At 61.2% G+C, this 23014-nt stretch carries 23 protein-coding genes and 1 other RNA gene; 16 read left to right on the top strand and 8 right to left on the bottom strand.

Going from position 1 to position 23014, the window contains the following annotated elements; genetic code table 11:
* Window positions 1-89: 89 nt before the first annotated feature.
* The 4 genes from B7G53_RS05425 (at window position 90) to B7G53_RS05410 (ending at window position 3714) form a co-directional block, all read left to right on the top strand.
* Entirely contained in the window at window positions 90-1373 is a 1284-nt protein-coding gene (locus B7G53_RS05425; RefSeq protein WP_441338963.1) for a phospholipase D-like domain-containing protein, read from the top strand.
* A 424-nt stretch (window positions 1374-1797) separates the two neighbouring features.
* Window positions 1798-2094 carry a type II toxin-antitoxin system RelE/ParE family toxin gene (locus B7G53_RS05420; protein WP_096664721.1) on the top strand — a complete coding sequence of 99 codons (297 nt, stop codon included), beginning with the start codon at window positions 1798-1800 and terminating at the stop codon, window positions 2092-2094.
* Window positions 2095-2106: 12 nt separating this feature from the next.
* A complete protein-coding gene (locus tag B7G53_RS05415) occupies window positions 2107-3216 on the top strand; it encodes a HigA family addiction module antitoxin (protein ID WP_096664718.1) in 1110 nt (369 codons plus the stop codon).
* Between the two features lie 9 nt (window positions 3217-3225).
* On the top strand, window positions 3226-3714 hold the full coding sequence (locus B7G53_RS05410) for a hypothetical protein (protein ID WP_096664716.1): 489 nt from the start codon (window positions 3226-3228) through the stop codon (window positions 3712-3714).
* 70 nt (window positions 3715-3784) lie between these two features.
* On the opposite strand, the gene B7G53_RS05405 is transcribed toward B7G53_RS05410, so the two are convergent.
* The 5 genes from B7G53_RS05405 to ompA form a co-directional block, all read right to left on the bottom strand.
* Window positions 3785-4462, bottom strand: a complete 678-nt coding sequence (locus tag B7G53_RS05405; RefSeq protein ID WP_096664712.1) for a DUF4760 domain-containing protein — start codon at window positions 4460-4462, stop codon at window positions 3785-3787.
* Window positions 4463-4871: 409 nt separating this feature from the next.
* Window positions 4872-5258: a transfer-messenger RNA gene (gene ssrA, locus B7G53_RS05400) on the bottom strand.
* Between the two features lie 12 nt (window positions 5259-5270).
* Window positions 5271-5936: an HAD-IA family hydrolase gene (locus tag B7G53_RS05395; RefSeq protein WP_096665095.1), complete on the bottom strand. Its 666-nt coding sequence runs from the start codon at window positions 5934-5936 to the stop codon at window positions 5271-5273.
* A gap of 8 nt (window positions 5937-5944) precedes the next feature.
* Window positions 5945-6652: a bifunctional 2-polyprenyl-6-hydroxyphenol methylase/3-demethylubiquinol 3-O-methyltransferase UbiG gene (gene ubiG, locus B7G53_RS05390; protein WP_096664709.1), complete on the bottom strand. Its 708-nt coding sequence runs from the start codon at window positions 6650-6652 to the stop codon at window positions 5945-5947.
* A gap of 69 nt (window positions 6653-6721) precedes the next feature.
* Window positions 6722-7354: an outer membrane protein OmpA gene (ompA, locus tag B7G53_RS05385; protein ID WP_096664706.1), complete on the bottom strand. Its 633-nt coding sequence runs from the start codon at window positions 7352-7354 to the stop codon at window positions 6722-6724.
* A 253-nt stretch (window positions 7355-7607) separates the two neighbouring features.
* On the opposite strand from ompA, the gene gyrA reads away from it, so the two are divergent.
* From gyrA to rfaD, 11 genes are all read left to right on the top strand, one after another.
* Window positions 7608-10256 (top strand): DNA gyrase subunit A, encoded by a 2649-nt coding sequence (gene gyrA, locus B7G53_RS05380; protein WP_096664703.1) that lies wholly within the window; start codon window positions 7608-7610, stop codon window positions 10254-10256.
* Window positions 10256-10843, top strand: a complete 588-nt coding sequence (locus B7G53_RS05375) for a DUF2059 domain-containing protein (RefSeq protein ID WP_096664700.1) — start codon at window positions 10256-10258, stop codon at window positions 10841-10843. The genes gyrA and B7G53_RS05375 overlap by 1 nt, the downstream gene beginning before the upstream one ends.
* A gap of 91 nt (window positions 10844-10934) precedes the next feature.
* Window positions 10935-12017, top strand: a complete 1083-nt coding sequence (gene pheA / locus B7G53_RS05370; protein ID WP_096664697.1) for a prephenate dehydratase — start codon at window positions 10935-10937, stop codon at window positions 12015-12017.
* A 38-nt stretch (window positions 12018-12055) separates the two neighbouring features.
* Window positions 12056-12934 (top strand): prephenate dehydrogenase, encoded by an 879-nt coding sequence (locus B7G53_RS05365; protein ID WP_096664695.1) that lies wholly within the window; start codon window positions 12056-12058, stop codon window positions 12932-12934.
* 10 nt (window positions 12935-12944) lie between these two features.
* Window positions 12945-14927, top strand: coding sequence for a bifunctional 3-phosphoshikimate 1-carboxyvinyltransferase/cytidylate kinase (locus B7G53_RS05360; protein WP_096664692.1), 1983 nt, complete (start codon window positions 12945-12947; stop codon window positions 14925-14927).
* A 151-nt stretch (window positions 14928-15078) separates the two neighbouring features.
* Window positions 15079-16764, top strand: a complete 1686-nt coding sequence (gene rpsA / locus B7G53_RS05355; RefSeq protein ID WP_096664689.1) for a 30S ribosomal protein S1 — start codon at window positions 15079-15081, stop codon at window positions 16762-16764.
* A gap of 69 nt (window positions 16765-16833) precedes the next feature.
* The gene (locus B7G53_RS05350; RefSeq protein WP_096664686.1) at window positions 16834-17145 is read left to right on the top strand and encodes an integration host factor subunit beta; all 312 of its coding nucleotides are present in this window, start codon (window positions 16834-16836) and stop codon (window positions 17143-17145) included.
* 52 nt (window positions 17146-17197) lie between these two features.
* Window positions 17198-17470: a LapA family protein gene (locus B7G53_RS05345; RefSeq protein ID WP_096664683.1), complete on the top strand. Its 273-nt coding sequence runs from the start codon at window positions 17198-17200 to the stop codon at window positions 17468-17470.
* Complete coding sequence (lapB, locus tag B7G53_RS05340) at window positions 17460-18605, top strand: lipopolysaccharide assembly protein LapB (RefSeq protein WP_096664680.1); 1146 nt, start codon at window positions 17460-17462, stop codon at window positions 18603-18605. The genes B7G53_RS05345 and lapB overlap by 11 nt, the downstream gene beginning before the upstream one ends.
* Window positions 18606-18720: 115 nt before the next feature.
* Window positions 18721-19668 carry a D-glycero-beta-D-manno-heptose-7-phosphate kinase gene (rfaE1, locus tag B7G53_RS05335; protein ID WP_096664677.1) on the top strand — a complete coding sequence of 316 codons (948 nt, stop codon included), beginning with the start codon at window positions 18721-18723 and terminating at the stop codon, window positions 19666-19668.
* A gap of 16 nt (window positions 19669-19684) precedes the next feature.
* Window positions 19685-20701 carry an ADP-glyceromanno-heptose 6-epimerase gene (rfaD, locus tag B7G53_RS05330; RefSeq protein WP_096664674.1) on the top strand — a complete coding sequence of 339 codons (1017 nt, stop codon included), beginning with the start codon at window positions 19685-19687 and terminating at the stop codon, window positions 20699-20701.
* 21 nt (window positions 20702-20722) lie between these two features.
* On the opposite strand, the gene B7G53_RS05325 is transcribed toward rfaD, so the two are convergent.
* Both B7G53_RS05325 and B7G53_RS05320 read right to left on the bottom strand, forming a co-directional pair.
* Entirely contained in the window at window positions 20723-21073 is a 351-nt protein-coding gene (locus B7G53_RS05325; protein WP_096664671.1) for a hypothetical protein, read from the bottom strand.
* Between the two features lie 10 nt (window positions 21074-21083).
* On the bottom strand, window positions 21084-21536 hold the full coding sequence (locus tag B7G53_RS05320; RefSeq protein ID WP_096664668.1) for a CBS domain-containing protein: 453 nt from the start codon (window positions 21534-21536) through the stop codon (window positions 21084-21086).
* Window positions 21537-21733: 197 nt separating this feature from the next.
* Here B7G53_RS05320 and B7G53_RS05315 point away from each other — a divergent pair, with 197 nt between their 5' ends.
* A complete protein-coding gene (locus B7G53_RS05315; protein WP_096664664.1) occupies window positions 21734-22249 on the top strand; it encodes a ComEA family DNA-binding protein in 516 nt (171 codons plus the stop codon).
* 122 nt (window positions 22250-22371) lie between these two features.
* On the opposite strand, the gene B7G53_RS05310 is transcribed toward B7G53_RS05315, so the two are convergent.
* The coding region (locus tag B7G53_RS05310; RefSeq protein ID WP_217992590.1) for an FAD-dependent oxidoreductase at window positions 22372-23014 on the bottom strand (643 nt) is incomplete at its 5' end.

Raw genomic sequence — 23014 nt, 5'->3', positions numbered from 1 at the left:
CGTCTGGGTACGCTTTTCCTGATCGATGCAACGAACGCCGGCACGCCTTGCCGCGCCAGCCGCTGCGTCACGGCCCCATTTTCCGACCCATGATGAAAAAAAACCGCCTTGTACTGACCATTCTGCTCACCTTCCTGATCACCGTGGCTGGCGTGCTGCTCGCCCTGAACTTCAGCACCGGGGAAAAAAAGGTCAACCGAGAGTTGCCGCGCCTGTATGCCACACACGATCCCCAGTTCCGCCGCGCCATGGGCGCCCTGCTCGGCCCCGCCCTGGTGGGCGGCAACCGGGCCCGGGAGCTGCTCAACGGTGACCAGATCTTCCCCGCCATGCTGCAGGCCATCCACGGCGCGCAGCGCAGCATCACCTTTGAAACCTACATCTACTGGTCTGGCGATGTGGGCCGCCAGTTCGCCGACGCCCTGGCCGAACGCGCCCGGTCCGGCGTGAAGGTGCATGTGCTGCTGGACTGGGTCGGCAGCGCCAAGATCGATGCCTCGTTTTTGCAGGAAATGGAAGCGGCCGGCGTGGAAATCCGCAAATTCCACAAGCCGCACTGGTACAACCTGGCACGCATGAACAACCGCACCCACCGCAAGCTGCTGGTCGTTGACGGCAACACCGGCTTCACCGGAGGCGTGGGCATAGCACCCAAATGGACAGGCGCCGGCCAGGATGCCGAGCACTGGCGCGATTCCCATTTCCAGATCGAGGGCCCGGCCGTCGCCCAGATGCAGGCAGTTTTCATGGACAACTGGCTCAAGGTCACCGGCAAGGTGATGCACGGCGAAGCCTACTTCCCTGCCCTGCAGGCGGTTGGCAGCAGCGACGCCCAGGTGTTTTCCAGCTCGCCTTCGGGCGGGAGCGAAAGCATGCAGTTGATGTACCAGCTGTCCATCACGGCGGCTGGGAAAAGTATCGACCTGTCGACCGCCTACTTCGTCCCCGACGAACTCACCACCCGGGCGCTGACCGACGCACTGAAACGCGGCGTGAAGATCCGCATCATCACGCCCGGAGAAATCATCGACACGGACACCGTGCGTGCCGCGTCGCGCGGCAGCTGGGGGCCGCTGCTCCAGGCCGGCGCGCAGATCCACGAGTACCAGCCCACCATGTACCACTGCAAGGTCATGATCGTGGACCAGCTGCTGGTCTCGGTCGGCTCGACCAACTTCGACAACCGCTCCTTCCGCCTCAACGACGAGGCCAACCTCAACGTCTACGACGAAACCTTTGCAGCGCGGCAGACCCGGGTGTTTGAGGACGACCTGAAGCGCTCGCGGCAGATCAGCTACGAGGAATGGGCGAACCGCCCCCTGAAGGAAAAGTTCATGGAACGGCTGGCGCTGCTGCTTGAGTCCCAGCTCTGACAGGGTGTGCCTCCGGCCGCCCAAAAAATGCCGGCGGTTGGCCGGTCGAGCTGCGATTTTCCAAAGAAAAAGGCCGCTGACTATCTCTAGTTAGCGGCCTTTATCGGGTCGTATGGTGGAGCTGGGGGGATTTGAACTCTAGTAAGACCTAGCACCCGCGCAGGTTACGAAGTATCCGTGCGAATTCCGTGCGTTTGGTTTGCTGGTTTTGCACCAACCTTGTACCAAAACTCGGCGCGGCAGTGTCGGGGGTTTCATGCAGGCCCTTTCAGGGACTCAGCCCCGCCTTTCTCAGATCTCAGCAATTCTCAGGCTCAGCTAGACATAGCCACCTCAAAACCAAAACCGGATCTTCCCACTAAGTGGGAATGTGGTACTATTCCAGACAGAAGGGGCCACGCCATGCAAATTTTAGGACTTACATATGAAGGTCATTCACGACAGCGACGACTTGCGTCGACTGGAAACAGACATCAAATTTGATGCGGGGCTTGAGCGAGCAATCGTTAAAACCTTCCGAATGAGGATGCAGCTCATCCGCAATGCGCTGGATGAACGGGCGTTCTACGCAATGAAATCATTGCATTTTGAAAAATTAAAAGGCGACAGAGATGGTCAGTATTCCATGCGGCTGAATAGCCAATGGAGATTGATATTGAAGTTTCAAAAAGAGCCTTCAGGGAAAGCAGTTGTGGTCGTCGCGATAGCCGACTACCACTAGAAAGGATAAGAGATGGATGCTGCAGAAGTATTCGCACCTGGCGAGTTCCTCAAAGAGGAAATCGAGGCCCGTGGTTGGTCTCAGGTCGAATTGGCAGAAATTCTTGGACGCCCACCGAAAGTGGTGAATGAGATCATCGCCGGTAAAAAAGCGATAACCCCAGAAACAGCAATACAGCTTGGAGAAGCGCTCGGGACTGGTCCAGAACTCTGGATGAATCTGGAAAGCCAATATCAGCTTTCAAAGGTGGCCGTAAGTAACGTGATTCCACGTCGCGCCGCCCTATATTCAAAATTTCCAGTACGGGAAATGATCAAGCGCGGATGGATTGAAGCGAGCGAGAACGTTCAACTTCTCGAGCAACAGTTTCTTCGATTTTTTAACATCGAATCGTTTGATGAGAAGCCGTTCTTTGCTCACGCAGCAAAAAGGAGCCGTGCGAATGAGGATATTGAACTTAGTCAGTTAGCTTGGCTTATCAGAGCTCGCGCAATTGCCGCGACAACAATTAGCAAAAAGTTTGAAGCCACGAGGACCGAATCCATGTTAGATCACCTCGCAACACTTCGGACTGCGCCCGAAGAGGTGCGGTTGGTTCCAAAGGTGTTAGGGGACTGCGGTATTAGGCTTGTTTACGTGGAAGCGTTGGCAGGATCGCACATTGACGGCGCATGCTTCTGGTTAAACGAGACTCAGCCAGTGATAGCCATGTCACTTCGATTAGATCGAATAGACAATTTTTGGTTTGTGCTGAGACACGAACTGGAACATGTTCGACTTGGACATGGGCAAAAAAACGGATTCATCCTAGATGTCGATATCGATAGTCCGACGACGATAGAGGTGGCTAAGGAAGAAAAGTTAGCAAATGATGCCGCAGCCGAGTTCTGTTGCTCCCAAGCTCAACTTAATGATTTTGTTGCCCGCGTTTCCCCATATTTCAGCGAAGAAAAAATTATTCTCTTCTCACGACGCCTTGGCATCCATCCAGGGCTAGTGGCTGGACAGCTACGAAGGAAACTAGGTAGGTACGACAGATGGTCAAGCCATCTAGCGAAGGTTCGACTGATAGCGATAAAGTCTGCTCCAGTCGATGGCTGGGGAATGGTAGAAAACCTCTAGGAGCTAAGCATGACAGCGTATTCAAACTCAATCCGCGACTATATCGAGCGTTTCCGAGATGTAGTTGGAGGAAACGACGGCTTAATTGATCCACACGAAGTGGCGGAGTGGGCGTACAAAAATGGTTGTCACAAGCCAAATCTCAAAACCGTTATTGACTCCATTGCCGCTGATATTGCGCAAGTGTTCCGGGAGGAATACCGGACAGATCACCGAGGACGGCGGTATCGTGCAAAGCACGCTGCTACGCAAAAGTATGGCAACAAGACGCTATCGCTGTGGGCGGATATTGATGACATAAACGCGCCGCATGAGCACTTCGTTAAGTCATTCGCGCAGCGACGCCAACAAATTGTTGGTGATTGCTTCCAGCTAAAAACTGATGTCGATGTCTATAACGAACACCGGAAGCCCGAACGCGACGTGCAATGCGTGCTCGATTTCACCTATGACGTCGAGGAACTACAGTTTTCCACTGCAGAGGCAGAGCCGGCGTAAGCTTGATAATGACCTCGTGCTTAACTGAACCTGTTCGGAAATACTCATCTAGAGCCTTCCGCAGCCTCGGCTATACCTCGTTGTACCACTCGACAAGACGCTCGTAGGGCGACATTACAACTGGCGGGGCCGAACGGTCCTTTAAAGGCGTATCGTCAAAACACCAACGTCGGTGCAACTCAGCCAAATTTTGATAGAGAAGCGGGTTAACCTCTCGCACTTCCTCAATCCAAAGACGGGACATCGCTACATTCTTTTTAAGAATGCTCCTCAGGCTATCCTTCAGGAGCCCCTCATCTAAGTCAGCTCTCCGAATGCCAATAGCAATGAACTCGAAATAGTTGAGGATGTATCTCAACGCAAGCTTATCCACCCCATCTGTAGGCGCCTCCACCAGGTCGGGATTCAACCTCCGCCGCTCGTCATACGCCTCATAGTGCGCACTTATTTTGTCGGCGTATCCCATATATGTGGCCGACAGTCTTGATTGAAGCAGCGTATTAATAGTGTGTTGCTTCACCGAATTTCGTATGGTCACGACTGCTGCAATGATCCAGCCGCAGATAGCGGCGATAGCAGCAAACATCACAACCCATTGAGACGGACCAAGGTTATAGGCGACGTCATTTGGAACGAGATACATCTGCCACAGGCAAAAGACTCCAAACATCACGAGTACCCCAAACAGCAAAAAGCCCAGCAATGTGCTGGGCTTTTTGCTTGGCCTAAGCGCTTTATGCGTAGCCATCGCCTTCGTGGTGCATGTTGATCATGGTTTCTCCTTCAATGCGATGTCCATCATGCGAAATGGAAATGGACTTCGTTCAAGCGCCACAAGTGGCAAGTGATAAATACATTGTGCCCGAGTTTTTAGCATCTGAGCAAGAACCTGGAAGAAAGGGTCAAAGTGACGTTGACCTCCTACCCCAAATGTGCGGTTTCCACGCGTGAAGCTCTTTCCCAGACTTCAAACACATCAGGGCCCAAGACACGAATGCAAGGCTGATTCCGCAAAATTCGTTACGGCGGGAGGATCAAGGACTCCAAAATGCCGTGCGAATTCAGTGCGAATAGGCCGGAAAAAATAGACAAAACCAAAAATAATAAGAACAGATAAAGAAAAATGCGCCCATGTTGGGCGCATTTAACAACTTATATGGTGGAGCTGGGGGGATTTGAACCCCCGTCCGCAAGCCTTGTTCGGGCAGATCTACATGTTTAGCGGTCTGATTTGAGTCTCGCCACCTGTGTCGCGCAGTCGCACGCTACACAGGACGCCAGCACCCTATTTTCTTGCCCCGGGTTAAGGTACCCAGCCCGGAGCCAGCCGATGAAATTATCTTTACAGCCGGGAGCGTTTAACTTGCGCTAAACACCCCTTGCCCAGCCCATCGGCCTGCTGTTGTAAAGCTCACTGGCAATTAAGCAGCGAGTGCGAAACGTTCGTCGTTTGCAGTTAGTTTGTTTGAATCAGTTTTACGAGCACACTCAGCTCGACATGCACCACACCGCGTCCGAACCCACGTCGAAACCAATGCAGCCCCAAGCCACGTAGTTTAAGCCATCCGCAGCAAATTCAAGAGGGAGGACGGCGAAACAATGGTGGCGTCGGCTTTCCAGTGCCGGGTGTCGGCCAACGCGCCGAGGTAACCGTAGGCTGCGGCCACGGTCGGCATGCCGGCGGCGCGCCCGGCGACGATGTCCCGCTCGTCATCACCGACATAGACACAACGCCCCGGATGGAGCTGGAGCTGACGGGCGGCTTCCAGCAAGGGCGCCGGATGCGGCTTGGCGTGCGGGGTGGTGTCGCCGCTGATGATGGTCTGCGCGGAGCCAAACAGCGGCATCCTGCGTGTCAGCGGCAGGGTAAAACGCGCTGATTTGTTGGTCACCACGCCCCATTTGAGGCCAGACCGCTCAATTTCCGCAATCAGCTCGGCCACGCCGTCAAAGGCATAGGTGCGCTCGGTCATGCAGGCTTCGTAGTTGGCAAAAAACTCTTCTTTCAGCTCGCCAAAACCGGCATCGTCAGGCGTCAGCCCAAACGCAATGCCAATCATGCCGCGCGCACCGGCACCGGCCATGGGCCGGTAGTCGGCCAGCGGCAGCGACGCCAGACCGCGGTCGGTGCGCATCTTGTCGGCGGCAGCGCCCAGGTCGGGCGCACTGTCGATCAGCGTGCCATCCAGATCGAACAGCACAGCCTCAATGTCGTTGAACATCGGCCCCATCACGGTTTCTGCGTGGCCAGCAGGTAGTTGACGCTGGTGTCGGCGCTGAGCCAGTAATGCCCGGTCAGCGGGTTGTATTCCATGCCTTTGGTCTGCTGCAGATCGAGCCCGGCACGGCGGCAATAAGCGGCCAGTTCGCTGGGTTTGATGAATTTCGCGTATTCGTGGGTGCCGCGTGGCAACAGGCTCAGCACGTACTCCGCACCGACGATGGCAAACAGAAAGGCCTTGGCATTGCGGTTGATCGTGGAAAAGAACACCTGGCCACCGGGCTTGACCAGCGTCGCGCAGGCCCGCACCACAGAGGACGGGTCGGGCACATGCTCGAGCATTTCCATGCAGGTGACCACGTCAAAGCTCGCCGGCTGTTCGGATGCCAGTGCTTCAGCACTGATTTCCCGGTACTCGACGCCCTGGGTATTGGCCTCGAGCGCGTGAAGCTGCGCCACCTTGAGCGCCTTGGTTGCCAGGTCGATGCCCAGAACCTGGGCGCCCCGGCGGGCCATGGCATCGGCAAGAATGCCGCCACCGCAGCCAATATCGAGGACGCGCTTGCCCTGGAGCGGCGCCAGACCCTCGATCCAGCCCAGCCGCAAGGGATTGATCTGGTGCAGGGGGCGAAACTCGCTCTCGGTGTCCCACCAGCGGTGCGCGAGATCGGAAAATTTGGCCAGTTCGGCCGGGTCTGCGTTTTCAGTCGTATGCATGGAGCTGATTATCGCCCGCCCATAAAAAAACCGCGCCGTAGCGCGGTTTTTTAAGCGATCCGAGAAGGATTACTTGTTGGCGCGGGTGCCAACCACTTCGATTTCCACGCGACGGTTCTTGGCGCGGCCTTCAGCAGTCTTGTTGTCAGCAACTGGCTGTTTCTCGCCCTTGCCTTCAGTGTAGACGCGGTTTTTCTCGATGCCCTTGGACACCAGATAAGCCTTGACAGACTCCGAGCGGCGAACCGACAGCTTCTGATTGTAGGAATCGCTACCCACTGCATCGGTGTGACCGACAGCAATGATGACTTCCAAGTTGATGTCCTTGATCTTGCCGACCAGGTCGTCAAGCTTGGCTTTGCCTTCAGGCTTGAGCACAGACTTGTCGAAGTCGAAGAACGCGTCAGCGGCGTAAGTGACCTTGGTGGCTGCGGGAGGAGCTACGGGTGCAGCAGCTGGCTTGGCAGGAGTTACAACAGCAGGTGCGGGAGCCGGTGTAACGACAGGAACGATAGCGCCGTCGCAACCTGGAGCGGCAGTAGCCGGGGTCCAGTTGGAATCACGCCAGCAGTATTCGTTGGTGCCGTTTTTCCAGACCAGCTCATTGGTGCCGTTTTTCCAGTTGTCAATTGTTTGTGCACCAGCGGCGGTTGCAAGCGCTGCGGAAGCAAACAACATTGCCACTTTGTTGAGTTTCTTCATGGTTCTCCTCTAGAGAAAAGCCGCAGACTTGCTGCGATTGGATACACGCCGTAAGTGACCATCACTCAAAGCGTTACAGTTATTGTGCCATAGCTCATTGACCGTTCAAGCGCCCTATCGGCTTCGTCCGACACAGAATCGAGATTCTTTGTTTTTTGTTGCGGACTTGCCACACCCCGATCAGGCCCGGCACAGGCCTTAAAATCAGCAGGCTTATCTCCCTGCGCATTGCAATATCCTTTTCAGGCCTCTCATGACCCAGTTTGCCAAAGAAACCCTGCCCATCAGTCTTGAAGAGGAGATGCGGCGCAGCTACCTGGATTACGCGATGAGCGTGATCGTGGGTCGCGCCCTGCCCGATGCGCGCGATGGCCTCAAGCCGGTGCACAGGCGCGTGCTGTTTGCGATGCATGAGCTCAACAACGACTGGAACCGGCCTTACAAGAAATCGGCCCGTATCGTCGGCGACGTGATCGGCAAGTACCACCCGCACGGCGACCAGTCGGTGTATGACGCGATTGTCCGCATGGCCCAGGACTTTTCCATGCGCCACATGCTGGTGGACGGCCAGGGCAACTTCGGCTCGGTGGACGGCGACAGTGCCGCGGCCATGCGTTACACCGAGGTGCGCCTGTCAAAAATCGCCCAGGAGATGCTGACCGACATTGACAAGGAAACCGTCGATTTCGGGCCCAACTATGACGGCAGCGAAAAAGAGCCGCTGGTTCTTCCTTCGCGCATTCCCAACCTGCTGATCAATGGCTCGGGCGGCATTGCGGTGGGCATGGCCACCAACATCCCGCCGCACAACATCAACGAGGTCGTGGATGCCTGTCTGCACCTGCTGAAAAACCCCCAGGCCAGCATCGACGAGCTGATGGAAATCATCCCGGCACCCGACTTCCCCACCGCCGGCATCATTTACGGCATCAACGGGGTCAAGGACGGTTACCGCACCGGCCGCGGCAAGGTCGTCATGCGGGCGCGCTGCCACTTCGAGGACATCGACAAGGGCCAGCGCCAGTCCATCATCGTTGACGAGCTGCCTTACCAGGTCAACAAGAAGACGCTGCAGGAACGCATGGCCGAGCTGGTCCACGAGAAAAAAATCGAGGGCATCAGCCACATCCAGGACGAAAGCGACAAGTCCGGCATGCGGCTGGTCATCGAACTCAAGCGCGGCGAAGTACCCGAGGTGGTGCTGAACAACCTGTACAAGCAGACGCAGCTGCAGGACACCTTCGGCATCAACATGGTGGCGCTGGTCAACGGCCAGCCCAAGCTGTGCAACCTGAAAGACCTGATCCAGGTGTTTCTGTCGCACCGCCGCGAGGTGGTCACGCGGCGCACGGTCTACACGCTGCGCAAGGCGCGCGAGCGCGGCCATGTGCTCGAGGGCCTGGCCGTCGCGCTGGCGAACATTGATGACTTCATCGCCATCATCCGCAACGCGCCGACACCGCCGGTCGCCAAGGCCGAGCTGATGCTGCGTCCCTGGGACAGCAGCCTGGTGCGCGAGATGCTGACGCGCACCCGCGCGGACGGCGGCGTGGTCAATGCCGACGACTACCGCCCGGACGGGCTGGAGAAGGACTTCGGCATGGGCAGCGACGGCCTGTACCGCCTGTCCGAAACCCAGGCCCAGGAAATCCTGCAGATGCGCCTGCAACGCCTGACCGGCCTGGAGCAGGACAAGATCGTCGCCGAGTACAAGGAAGTCATGGCGGAAATCGACGACCTGCTCGACATCCTGGCGCGTCCGGAACGTGTCTCGACCATCATCGGCGAAGAACTCGCCGTCATCCGCCAGGAATTCGGCCAGTCCAAACTGGGCCTGCGCCGCAGCCAGGTCGAGCACAGCTCGTTCGACCTGAGCACCGAAGACCTGATCACGCCCACCGACATGGTGGTCACGCTCTCGCACACGGGCTACATCAAGAGCCAACCCCTGTCGGAGTACCGGGCGCAAAAACGCGGCGGTCGCGGCAAGCTCGCCACGGCCACCAAGGAAGACGACTGGGTCGACCAGCTCTTCATCGCCAACACGCACGACTACATCCTGTGTTTTTCCAACCGCGGCCGGCTTTACTGGCTCAAGGTGTGGGAAGTGCCAGCAGGCTCGCGTGGCTCGCGCGGCCGGCCCATCGTCAACATGTTCCCGCTGCAGGAAGGCGAAAAAATCACCGTGGTGCTGCCGCTGACCGGCGAAAAGCGGACCTTCCCGGCGGACCAGTATGTGTTCATGGCGACCAGCATGGGCACGGTCAAGAAAACCCCGCTGGAAGACTTCAGCAACCCGCGCAAGGCCGGCATCATTGCCGTGGACCTCGACGACGGCGACTACCTGATAGGCGCCGCGCTGACCGACGGCAAGCACGACGTGATGCTGTTCTCCGACGGCGGCAAGGCGGTGCGTTTCGATGAAAACGACGTCCGTCCGATGGGCCGCAATGCCCGCGGCGTGCGTGGCATGATGCTCGACGAAGGCCAGGGCGTGATTGCCATGCTGGTGGCGGAAGATGAAGAACAAAGCGTGCTGACGGCCACCCAGAACGGCTACGGCAAACGCACCTCCATCCAGGAATACACGCGCCATGGCCGCGGCACCAAAGGCATGATTGCCATCCAGCAAAGCGAGCGCAACGGCAAGGTCGTCGCCGCCACCCTGGTTCACACCGACGATGAAATCATGCTGATCACCGACAAGGGTGTGCTGGTTCGCACCCGTGTCAGCGAGATCCGGGAGATGGGCCGCGCCACCCAGGGCGTGACACTGATCGGCCTCGACGAAGGCTCCCAGCTCAGCGGCCTGCAGCGCATCGTGGAGAACGACGCCAGCCTGGACGACAATGAACCCGACACAGACACAGGCACACCTGCCTCCAACCCGGAAACGAATTGATGAAAAAACTGCTCACCACCCTCCTGATTGCCGGCTGCGCCTTCTCGGCCGCGAGCCAGGCCCAAACGGCCGATCCCAAGCTCGAGTGGGCCACCCGGCTGGTCGCCCTGCAGCAGGGGCCAGACCTGGACAGCCTGGTCGAACAACTGGCCGGCAGCGCCACCCAGGACCTGATCGCCGGCTGGGAATCCAGGCTGGAGACCTCCGTTCCCCCGGCCAAACAGGCCAAGGCTACCGAAGACCTCAACGCAGAGCTTGCCAAGTTTGCCGCAGATGCCAACAAGATCATCGGCAGCAAGGTCAGCCAGGCCAACAGGGATGCCCTGGTGCCGGCCTACATGGACCGCTTCACCCTGGACGAACTCAAGCAGCTCACCGCTTTTTTTGAGTCTCCCGCCGTGAAGAAATACAAGGCCACCACGCCTGATCTGGTCAATGTCTTTGTGAAAAAACTGGTGGAGAGTTCCAAAACCGAAATCCAGGCCCGCGCCAAGCAGTTCAATGAAACCGCCACCAAAATCGTAGGCGCTGCGCCCGCTGCCAAACCTGCAGGCGCTGCACCAGCAGCCAAACCCGCGAAGAAATGACGCGCGGCTGTTTCCCCAAGCCGGCGTGCCGTCGCCCCACCTTCCGCCTGTGCGACGCCCGCCTGCCCGCCGGGCTTGAGACGCCTTATCCATGACCCAAAGCCTGCAGCAACTTCGCGTAAAAATCGATTCGGTCGACCAGCAATTGCTGGCGCTTCTGAACCAGCGTGCCGCGCTGGCCAACGAAGTCGGCGAGATCAAACGCCAGGACGGCTCGCCGGTCTTCCGGCCGGAGCGTGAGGCCCAGGTCATCCAGGGGCTGCAGGCGGCCAACCCCGGTCCGCTCAAAGGGGACAACATCGCCCACATCTGGCGCGAAGTCATGTCGGCCTGCCGCGCGCTCGAGGCGCCCCAGCGCGTGGCCTACCTCGGCCCCGCCGGCACCTTCAGCGAGCAGGCCGCCGTGCAGTTTTTCGGCTCCAGCATCGAACACGTGCCCTGCGCCAGCTTTGACGAGGTGTTTCGCGCCGCGACGGCCGGCACCGCCCAGTTCGGCGTGGTCCCGGTAGAGAACAACACCGAAGGCGTGGTGACACGCACGCTGGACCTGTTCCTGAATTCGCCGCTGCATGTCGTGGGCGAGACCAGCCTGCTGGTGCGCCACAACCTGCTGCGCCTGACGGCGTCACTCGACGGCATCGAGGTCGTGCTGGCCCACGCACAGGCGCTGGCGCAATGCCAGGGCTGGCTCACCACGCATCTGCCCCACGCCGAGCGGCGCGCGGTCTCCAGCAACGCCGAAGGAGCGCGCCTGGCGGCCAGCAACCCCGCGTGGGCCGGCATCGCCAGCGAACGTGCGGGTGCCGAATTCGGCCTGCACATTGCGGCCCATGCGATCCAGGACGACGCCTTCAACCGCACCCGCTTCGCCGTGATCTGCCTGCCGCAGGTGCTGGGCGCGCCGCAGGCGTCGGGCAAGGACTGCGTCAGCCTGATTGTGTCGGTTCCGAACCGGCCAGGCGCTGTTCACGACATCCTGGTACCGCTGAAGACCCACGGCGTGTCGATGACACGCTTCGAGTCGCGCCCTGCCCGCTCGGGCCAGTGGGAGTATTTTTTCTACATCGACTTGCAGGGTCACCCTTCGCAGCCCAACGTGGCTGCGGCCCTGAAAGACCTGCAGCAGCTCTGTGCGTTCTACAAAGTGCTGGGCACCTACCCGGTCAGCGACTGAAAAAATGAATCAATTGCAGGCAACCTTGGCACCCCTTCATGTTTGAACAGTTAGGTTTGATTGGCTGCGGCCTGATGGGGGGCTCCTTTGCACTGGCGCTCAAACGCGCAGGCCTGGTCAAACGGGTGGTGGGTTACAGCAAGTCGCCGTCCACGACCGAGCGCGCGCGCCAGATGGGCGTGATCGACGTGGAAGCGCCTTCGGCATTGCTGGCGGTCTCCGGCGCCGACATCGTGCTGCTGGCCGTGCCGGTGTCCGCCACCGAGGCCACCTTCAAGGCCATCCGCCACCTGGTGACGCCCACAACGCTGATCATGGACGTCGGCTCCACCAAGCGCGATGTCGTGGACGCCGCGCGCCGGGTGCTGCGCGACCACCTCGGCTGTTTTGTGCCGGCCCATCCGATCACCGGCAAGGAAGTCTCGGGTGTCGAACATGCCGATGCGGACCTGTACACCGGAAAGCAGGTCATCCTGACACCGATCGAGCGCACCTTCACGGTCCAGCTCCAGAAAGCCGTGGACGTCTGGACGGCGCTGGGCTGCAACGTCGTCAAGATGTCCCCCCAGTCACATGACGCTGCCTATGCCGCCGTCAGCCATCTGCCGCACCTGATCGCCTTTGCGCTGATCAACAGCATCTCCGGCCAGGCCCAGGGCAACGACTACCTGTCGCTGGCCGGCCCGGGGTTTCGCGACTTCACCCGCATTGCGGCGAGCGATCCCAAAATGTGGCGTGACATCCTGATTGCCAACCGGGAAGAGTTGCTGGAGCAGTCGAAGATTTTCCAGGCCACCCTGCATTCGCTGGAAAAACTGATCAGCAGCGGCGATGGCGATGCGCTGGAAGCAGGTATCGACCATGCCAGCCACACCCGCGCCAACTGGCGGATGACCCCCCCCAAAGTCCTCAAATAGGCGCGGGGCCATGTTCGATACCGAGTTCCTGGACATTCCAGCACTGACGGGGGCCGGCGGCAGCGTGCACCTGCCCGGCTCCAAAAGCATTTCCAACCGGGTCCTGTTGCTCGCGGCGCTGAGCGAGGGCCGCACCACGGTGCACGACCTGCTCGCTTCCGACGACACCGCCGTGATGCTGGCCGCGCTGCGGCAGCTCGGCTGCACGGTGGCGCAAAGCGGCAACAGTGCCGTCATCGACGGCCTGGGCGGCCGACTGGCGCAAAGGCAGGCCAAACTGTATCTCGGCAACGCGGGCACCGCCATGCGGCCGCTGACGGCGGCGCTGGCGCTGCTGGGTGGCGACTTTGAACTGTCGGGCGTGCCGCGCATGCACGAGCGTCCGATTGGCGACCTCGTCGATGCCCTGCGCGGCCTCGGTTGTGCCATTGACTATTTGGGCGAAGACGGTTTTCCGCCGCTGCGCATTCGCACCGGCCGACTGACGCTGGATGCCCCGATCCGCGTGCGCGGCGATGTTTCCAGCCAGTTCCTGACCGCCCTGCTGCTGGCCCTGCCACTGGTGGCCACCCGCGCTATTCACATCGACGTGGTCGGCGAGCTGATCTCTCGCCCCTACATCGAAATCACGCTGAACCTGCTGGCGCGCTTCGGCATCGCCGTCCAGCGCGACGGTTGGCAGCGTTTCACCATTCCGGCCGGCAGCCGCTACCGCTCGCCCGGCGAGATCCATGTCGAAGGGGATGCCTCGTCCGCTAGCTATTTCATAGCACTTGGCGTAATAGCCGAGCCGGTCAAGGGCCAAAATGGCATCGAAGTTGTGGGGGTGGGCGCGGACTCCATCCAGGGCGACATCCGTTTTGTGGAAGCCGCGCGGATGATGGGCGCACACATCGACAGCACGCCCAATACCTTGCGTATCTCGCGCGGCGCCTGGCCGCTGAAGGCAATTGACCTCGACTGCAACCACATCCCCGATGCGGCCATGACGCTGGCCGTGATGGCGCTGTATGCCGACGGCACCACCACGCTGAGCAACATCGCCAGTTGGCGCGTCAAGGAAACCGACCGCATCGCCGCGATGGCCTGCGAGCTGCGCAAGCTGGGGGCCAGCGTGGAGGAAGGCGCCGATTTCATCCGCATCACGCCGCCGCGCCAGTGGCGCACCGCCCCGATCCACACCTATGACGATCACCGCGTGGCCATGTGTTTTTCGCTGGCGGCCTTCAACCCGGCACGCCTGCCGGTACGCATTCTGGACCCGAAATGTGTCGCCAAGACCTTTCCGGACTACTTCGAAGCCCTGTTTTCGGTGTCGGTGACCGAGCGCCGGCTGATCCCGGTGATCTGTGTGGACGGCCCCACCGCATCGGGCAAGGGCACGCTGGCCGCCCTGGTGGCGCAGCGCCTCGGTTACCACTACCTGGACTCCGGCGCCCTGTACCGTCTGACGGCATTTGCCGCCGGCCGCGCCGGCGTGTCGCTCGATGACGAAGCCGGCGTCGCCGCCGTCGCGCGCACCCTGCCGGTGCGTTTTCAGGACGACCAGGTCTTCCTGGGCCAGGAAGACGTGTCGGACGCCATCCGCAGCGAAGCCGCCGGCATGGCCGCCTCCCGGGTGTCGGTGCACCCTGCCGTGCGCGACGCCCTGACCGAGTTGCAGCGGGGCTTTCGGCAACTGCCGGGACTGGTGGCCGACGGACGGGACATGGGCACCGTGATTTTCCCGGATGCCGCGCTGAAAATCTTCCTGACGGCGAGCGCCCGGCACCGGGCGGAACGGCGCCATAAGCAATTGATTTCAAAGGGAATTCCGGCTACAATAGCCGCGATTCAGCAGGATTTGGAGGCTAGGGACGCGCGTGACATGTCACGGCAATCCGCCCCTTTGAAGCCCGCTGATGACGCCAGGCCACTGGATAACTCCGAGTTGTCGATTGAAGAATCGGTAGCCCGGGTGTTGAACTGGTGGCAAGGCACCCGGCCCTTCTGACCCCCCGTACCTGCGTGTAGGCACCCCCAGTGCTTGGGTCAAGGATTATTTAACCTAACCTGCGGGTCATCCGCAAACAACCGCCGCAGTCAGCTCTAAAAACAATAGCAATCCCGCTGTTGGAACCCTGCTCTGTGGACTAGGAAAATCAATGTCTGAATCTTTTGCCGCCCTCTTTGAAGAATCGCTGAAACGCTCCGAAATGCGTACGGGCGAAGTCATTACCGCCGAGGTAGTGCGTATTGATCACAACCACGTGGTTGTGAATGCCGGACTCAAATCCGAGGCTTATGTCCCCCTCGAAGAATTCAAGAACGACCAGGGCGAACTCGAAGTCCAGGTCGGCGACTTTGTCTCCGTGGCCATCGACTCGGTCGAAAACGGTTACGGCGACACCCTGCTGAGCCGCGACAAGGCCAAGCGCCTGGCCTCGTGGATGAGCCTGGAAAAAGCCCTGGAATCCGGCGAGTTCGTCACCGGCCAGACCAGCGGCAAGGTCAAGGGCGGCCTGACCGTCCTGGTCAACGGCATCCGCGCCTTCCTGCCCGGCTCGCTGATCGACACCCGCCCCGTCAAGGACTTGTCTCCGTACGAGAACAAGACCATGGAATTCAAGGTCATCAAGCTCGACCGCAAGCGCAACAACGTGGTGCTGAGCCGCCGCGCCGTGGTCGAAGCCAGCATGGGCGAAGAGCGCGCCAAGCTGATGGAAACCCTGAAAGAAGGCTCTGCCGTCAAGGGCATCGTCAAGAACATCACCGAATACGGTGCCTTCGTTGACCTGGGCGGCATCGACGGCCTGCTGCACATCACCGACATGGCATGGCGCCGCGTGCGTCACCCGAGCGAAGTGGTGACGGCTGGCCAGGAAATCGTGGCCAAGATCCTGAAGTTCGACACCGAGAAGAACCGCGTGTCCCTGGGTCTGAAGCAGATGGGCGACGACCCATGGATGGGCGTGAACCGCCGCTACCCGCAAAGCACCCGCCTGTTCGGCAAGATCACCAACATCGCCGACTACGGCGCGTTTGTGGAACTCGAGCCGGGCATCGAAGGCCTGGTCCACGTCTCCGAAATGGACTGGACCAACAAGAACGTGGCCCCGAGCAAGCTCGTCAACCTCGGCGACGAAGTCGAAGTCATGGTTCTGGAAATCGACGAAGACAAGCGCCGTATCAGCCTGGGCATGAAACAGTGCAAGGCCAACCCATGGCAGGAATTTGCCCAGGACACCAAGCGCGGCGACCGCGTCAAGGGCCCGATCAAGTCGATCACCGACTTCGGCGTCTTTGTGGGCCTGGCTGCCGGCATCGACGGCCTGGTGCACCTGTCCGACCTCTCGTGGAACGAACCCGGCGAAGCCGCTGTTCGCAACTACAAAAAGGGCCAGGAAGTCGAAGCGATCGTGCTGGCTGTCGACGTCGACCGCGAGCGCATCTCCCTGGGCATCAAGCAGCTCGATTCCGACCCGTTCACCACCTTCGTGTCGATCAACGACAAGGGTGCGGTTGTGACCGGCAAGGTCAAGACGGTTGACGCCAAGGGCGCCGAGATCGATCTGGGCGAAGACATCATCGGTTACCTGCGCGCCAGCGAAATCAGCCGTGACCGCGTCGAAGACGCACGCAACGTGCTCAAGGAAGGCGACGAAGTGTCCGCAGTCGTGGTGAACGTGGATCGCAAGACCCGCAACATCCAGCTGTCGGTCAAAGCCAAGGACAACGTTGACCAGCAGGAAGCCATGGCGTCCCTGAGCCAGCAGTCCTCGCGTGAAAGCGCCGGCCTGACCAACCTGGGCGCCCTGCTGCGCGCCAAGCTGGACAGCAACGAGAAGTAAACCGGACCCCTGAGACATGGCGTGCCCGCTCCCCGGAACGGCACGCCATTTCTCTGTCCCCTCATTTTTATGACCCGAAGCGATCTTGTCGAGGAACTGGCTGCACGTTTCAGCCAGCTGACCCACCGCGATGCCGAATATGCCGTCAAGACGATTCTTGACGCCATGAGCGACGCGCTGGTGCGTGGGCACCGCATAGAAATTCGTGGTTTTGGCAGTTTTTCGATCAACCGGCGCCCGCCGCGCATGGGCCGCAACCCGCGCTCTGGCGAAAGCGTTGCCATTCCGGAAAAACGGGTTCCCCATTTCAAGCCGGGCAAGGCCCTGCGCGAAGCGGTGGACACCCGGACCGAAGAAATGCTGGCCCCTCCCGTCAAATAGCGGCGTCCCGCCTGGTGCTGGCTACAATTGCCGGACCACAAGGGGACCTGCAGTGAAATACCTCATGTGGCTGCTCAAGGCAGCCATTTTTTTTACGCTTTTTGCGTTCGCGCTGAACAACCAGCAAGCCGTTTCCGTGTATTTCTTTTTCGGCACGCTGTGGCAGGCACCCCTGGTCCTGGTCGTGCTGGTCACCTTTGCCTGCGGACTGGCCACCGGCATCCTGATGATGATGCCGCGCTGGTGGAAAAAACGCAAAAACGTGCGCGCCAGCCAGCAGAGCCAGCTCAGCGAGAACCCCTCCACCATGCACCATGGACTTTGATTTCACCTGGGTTCTGCTCGGGTTTCCGATTGCCTTCACGCTGGGCTGGCTGGCGTCACGGCTGGACCTGAGACAGCTCCGGATCGAAAACCGGCAGGCGCCCAAGGCCTACTTCCGCGGCCTCAATTTCCTGCTCAACGAGCAGCAGGACCAGGCGATCGACGCCTTCATCGAAGCCGTCCAGAACGACCCCGACACCTCCGAGCTGCACTTCGCGCTGGGCAACCTGTTCCGCCGCCGGGGCGAGTACGAACGCGCCGTGCGTGTGCACGAGCACCTGATGTCGCGCGGCGACCTGACGCAGACCGAGCGCGACCGTGCGCAGCATGCGCTGGCGCTCGATTTTCTCAAGGCCGGCCTGCTGGACCGGGCAGAAACAGCGCTGCGAAAACTGGAAGGCACGGGCTACGAAGAGGAAGCCAGGCTGGCCCTGCTGTCGATCTACGAACGCTCGCGCGACTGGGCGCATGCCACCGACATCGCCGCCAAGCTCGACAGCGCCAGCCACGGCAGCTTCAGCACCCGGCAGGCCCATTACCTGTGCGAACAGGCGGTGTCGGCCGCGGCCTCCGGCGATACCAGCCAGGCGCTCGACTGCCTGCAACAGGCGGCGGCCATGGCGCCGGCCTCACCGCGCCCGCTGATCGACCTGGCCAAGCTCCAGGCCCAGCTGGGTCAACATGCGGACGCTTTTGCAACCCTGCGCAGGCTGGAGCAGACCGCCCCGCAGGCCTTGCCGCTGGCCGCCGGCCTGCTCGTCAACATCGCGCAGCAAAGCGGCCAGCAAGCGGCCGCGCTGGACCTGCTGAAGGCCAACTACGCCCAGCTGCCATCGATTGACGTGGTCGAGGCCATCGTCAAACTCGATACGGCCTCCGCCGACCCGCGCCAGTGGTATGGCCAGCACCTGGAGCGTGAAGCCTCGCTGGTGGCGGCGGCCAAATGGCTTGCCGGCGAAAAGCTGGGCAGCGCGCATGAACACAGCATGGTGCAGCGCGCACTCGACCAGGCCACCAAGCCCCTGATGCGTTACCGCTGCGCTGCCTGCGGCTTCGAAGCGACGCAGCATTTCTGGCACTGCCCCGGCTGCCAGGCCTGGGACAGCTACCCGGCGCGCCGGATCGAAGAGTTATGAACACCCCCGTCGGATGCTCACTGCGTGTAGCACCTTCCCCCCTTGCAGGGGGCGGACACCAGCGGCCTGGCAAAGCCAGATCCGCGGCGTCCACTGGCATAAAAAAATCACTCGTATGACAACACCTTTAACTCTGTCCCGGGAACAGCTTGCCCAAGCCCGTGTGCTGGTGGTCGGCGATGCCATGCTGGACCGTTACTGGTACGGCGCCGTAGACCGCATCTCGCCGGAAGCCCCTGTACCGGTGGTGCGCGTCACGCGCCAGGAAGAACGCATGGGCGGCGCGGCCAATGTGGCCTACAACATCGTGACCGTGGGCGCGCGCGCCTCGCTGCTCAGCGTGGTCGGCGACGACGAAGCCAGCCACCAGCTCGAAGCCCTGGTGGCCGCCTCCGGCATCACGCCCTGCTTCGGCCGCGACCCGCAGCTCAAGACCACGGTCAAGCTGCGCGTGATCGGCCGCCAGCAGCAGCTGTTGCGCCTGGATTTTGAAAACACGCCCGAAAACGAGGTGCTGGCCTCGCAGTCGGCCGAGTTCGAAAAAATGCTGCCAGCGCATGACACGGTGCTGTTTTCCGACTACGGCAAGGGCGGGCTGGCGCACATCGGCCTGATGATTGCGCAGGCCCGCGCCGCCGGCAAGGTGGTGCTGGTCGACCCCAAAGGCTCGGACTATTCGCGCTACCAGAACGCCACGGCCATCACCCCGAACCGCGCCGAACTCGAGCAGGTCATCGGCCCCTGGCATGATGAAGCCGACCTGCAGCGCAAGGCGCAGAACCTGCGCGAGGCCCTCAAGCTGCAGGCCCTGCTGCTGACGCGCAGTGAAGAAGGCATGACGCTGTTTGACGCCCAGGGCCAGCTGCATGTGCCGGCGCTGGCGCGCGAAGTTTTCGACGTGACCGGGGCCGGCGACACCGTGATCGGCACCCTGGCCGCGATGGCCGCCGCCGGCCTGAGCCTGCGCGACGCCGTGCCGGTGGCCAACCGTGCCGGCGGCATCGTGGTCGGCAAATTCGGCACGGCGACGGTCAGCTACGGCGAGCTGTTTGCCTCGCCATGAAACACAAGGATCTGTCATGAAAATCGTGGTTACCGGCGCCGCCGGTTTTATCGGCTCCAACATCATCAAGGGGCTGAACGCCCGCGGCATCGACAACATCATTGCCGTCGATGACCTGACCGACGGCGACAAGTTCCGCAACCTGGCCGACCTGCAGATCGCCGACTACATCGACGCCGACGATTTCTACGAACTGTTTGCCGACGCCGCCTTTGGCAATGTCGAGGCGGTTTTCCATGAGGGTGCCTGCAGCGACACCATGGAGAGCGACGGCAAGTACATGATGGACAACAACTACGCGCTGTCCTGCGACTTGTTTGCGGCCTGCCAGGAGCAACGCACCCGGTTGCTTTACGCTTCCTCGGCCGCGACCTACGGCGGCTCGGACACCTTTCGCGAGTCGCCCGAGTTCGAGAAGCCGCTCAATGTCTACGGCTACTCCAAGCTGCTGTTCGACCAGCGGCTGCGGCGTGAACTGGGGCCTGACTTCTCCGGCACGGCCACCCAGGTCGCCGGCTTTCGCTACTTCAATGTGTACGGCCCGCGCGAGCAGCACAAGGGGCGCATGGCCAGTGTCGCCTTTCACCAGTTCAACCAGTTCCGTGCCGAAGGCAAGGTCAAGCTGTTTGGCGAGTACGGCGGTTATGGCCGGGGCGGGCAGATGCGCGACTTCGTCTTCATCGATGATGTCGTGGCCGTCAACCTCTGGTTTTTTGACAACCCCGGGAAGTCCGGCATTTTCAACCTCGGCACCGGCCGCGCCCAGCCCTTCAACGATGTGGCACTGGCCGTCGTCAACGCCCTGCGCCAGCAGCAGGGCGATGCGCCGCTGACCCTGGACGAAGCCGCGCACGGCAGCCTGATCGACTACATCGACATCCCGCCCGCGTTGGTCGGCAAGTACCAGAGCTACACCCAAGCGGACCTGACGGCCTTGCGCGAAGCCGGCTGCCAGCATGTCTTTGCCGATGTGCAGACCGGTGTGGCGGCCTACATGCGCGCCCTGACCCAGGGCGAAGCCGCAAAAGCCTGACCGGCCCCGCGACGGCGCCGGTCAGCGGGGAAGCGCCGGTGCAGCGGCCTCTGCGGTCGACGCGCCGTCCGGCTCCGGCTCGGGAAAGCGGTAATACAGGGCGTTGAGATAACGCGCCACGTCGCTCACGTCCTCCTCCCGCCAGCCCAGCCCCGAGGTTTTCTGCCAGCGCTCGACTTCGGCCTTGAGGCTGGCCCAGTTTCTGGCCGCCTTCCTGTCGCGCCAGTGCAGCTGGGTGCTGTGACAAGCGATGCAATGCGTCGAATACAGCAGCTCCCCGCGCAGGGCATCGGTCCTGGTCCGGGCAAGCACAGGCCCGGCCAGGCCCCAAAGAACCATCACAAGCGCGACCAAGCACTTTTCAATCATCATGGGGCTCTCCTCAAGCGCGCTGCTCGAACTCCCGGTCCCGGGCACCGATCACCCCGGCGGCCAGATCGGCCAGTTCCCGCGTCAACAGCTCCAGGATGTCCTCCATCGTGACGACACCCGCCAGCCGGTCCGCCTCATCGACGATGACCAGCCGGCGCAACCGGTGCCTGCGCATCAGTGTCACCGCGTCCATCGCATCCATCTCGGGGTTCGCCTGGACCAGCTCGACGGACATGATGTCTCCGGCGGTAAACACCTCGGGGTCCAGCCCTTCGGCCATCAGGGCCAGCACCAGGTCCCTGTCGGTCAGGATGCCGACCGGGCGGCTCTTTTCCGCGGCATCGACGACGACGAGCGCGCCGACATGGTGCTTGCGCATCAGCTGGGCGGCCACAAAGGCCGAGGTCTCGGGTTCAACCACCGCCACCACGGCGGTTGCAAAGTCTTTCAAACGAGTGGACATTTTCAGCTCCTTTTGGCGGCCTGGAGGCTTCTTTGTGGCGATACTGCAGCTTATGCCTGTCCCGGCGCCTGCATCGTTGATCCAGCGCAAGTACCCGGGCTGGTCAACCTCACGGCTGCAACAGCCGTTAAATGCGGGACATCCTGGTTCACAGGAGGGATCACCTGCTTCAACCATCCATTTTGAGGAGCTTCCTGATGTTCAAGAAACTGCTGGCCTTCGTGGCCGCCATGTATGTCGCCGTGGCCTTTGCCGCCGTTGACGTCAACACCGCCACCCCGGCCGAACTCGACGCCATCAAGGGCATTGGTCCCGTCAAATCCGCGCTGATCATCTCCGAGCGCAAGAAAGCGCCGTTCAAGGACTGGAATGACTTTGTGACCCGCGTCAAGGGCGTGGGCACCGACAGCGCCGCCAAGTTTTCCGCCGATGGCCTGACCGTCAACGGCACCAGCTACAAGGCCAGCGCCAAAGCAGACGTCAAGGCCGATGCCAAGGCTGACAAGAAAGCCGACAAGCCGGTCACCGAAAAAGCCAAGGATGCCGCGGTCGCCACCAAAGACGCCGTCAAGGGTGCGGCCATCGCCACCAAGGACGCCGCCAAGGAGACCGCCAAGGACGTCAAGGCCGCCGTGACCCCCAAGGCAGAGACCAAAGCCGACGTCAAGTCCGAGGCGAAGGCCGGCGCCAAGACCGAGCCTGCCAAAAAGTAAGCGCCTTACGCTTGCCCATCAACCCGCCTCGCGCGGGTTTTTTCATGCCATTTCGGCCTCTATCCCTCATAGATAAAGCGCCGTAAGCTATCAAAAACATAGCAAATCAGGGAGACACCAGTTCATGACGGCGCGGCGTAGCGGGCCACAAAGCCGCGGTCGATGTGGTCTTTCAGGTGCCACACCCAGCGCCCTTCCACGTGCAGACCGCCCCAGGCAGCAATCGCGTAACGTCCGCCACAGGAAATCAGGTTCAGCGCGCGCCCAGGTGGTGTGTAAGGCCGCAGCGGCTGGCCCTGCCATGCGGCACGCAGGTTGGCCAGCAGCGGCGGGCCGCCACGCACCGCATACACACCGCTGCGCGGATGCGGCGCATCAACCCGGCTGGCCACATCGCCGGCGGCAAACACATGGGCGTGGCTGGTGCTTTGCTGAAAGCGGTTGACGGCCACAAACCCGGCTTCGTCCAGTGCCAGCCCGCTGCCGGCCAGCCAGCCCGGTGCCTGGGCGCCGATGGCCAGCAAGGGGGCATCGCAGGCCAGGCGCGCGCCGCCGGCCAGCTGGATCTCCCCGGCCGACATGCCCACGCAGGCATCGGGCAGCACCGTGATCTGCAGGCGCCGCAGGGCCTGCAGCACGCGGCGCTGCACACCAGCCGGGTAGTTCTGGGCCGGCGGCGGGCCACCGGTCACCAGGCTCACGCGGCCGCCCGGCGGGTAGCCGGCGCCTTGAAGCGCGTAGGCTGCGGCCATGGCCAGTTCCAGC

The sequence above is a fragment of the Polaromonas sp. AET17H-212 genome (genome assembly GCF_002379085.1).
Taxonomy (GTDB): Bacteria; Pseudomonadota; Gammaproteobacteria; order Burkholderiales; family Burkholderiaceae_C; genus Polaromonas.
The sequence above is the reverse complement of the archived record's forward strand: the minus strand, read 5'-3'. Positions and strand labels throughout refer to the sequence as shown.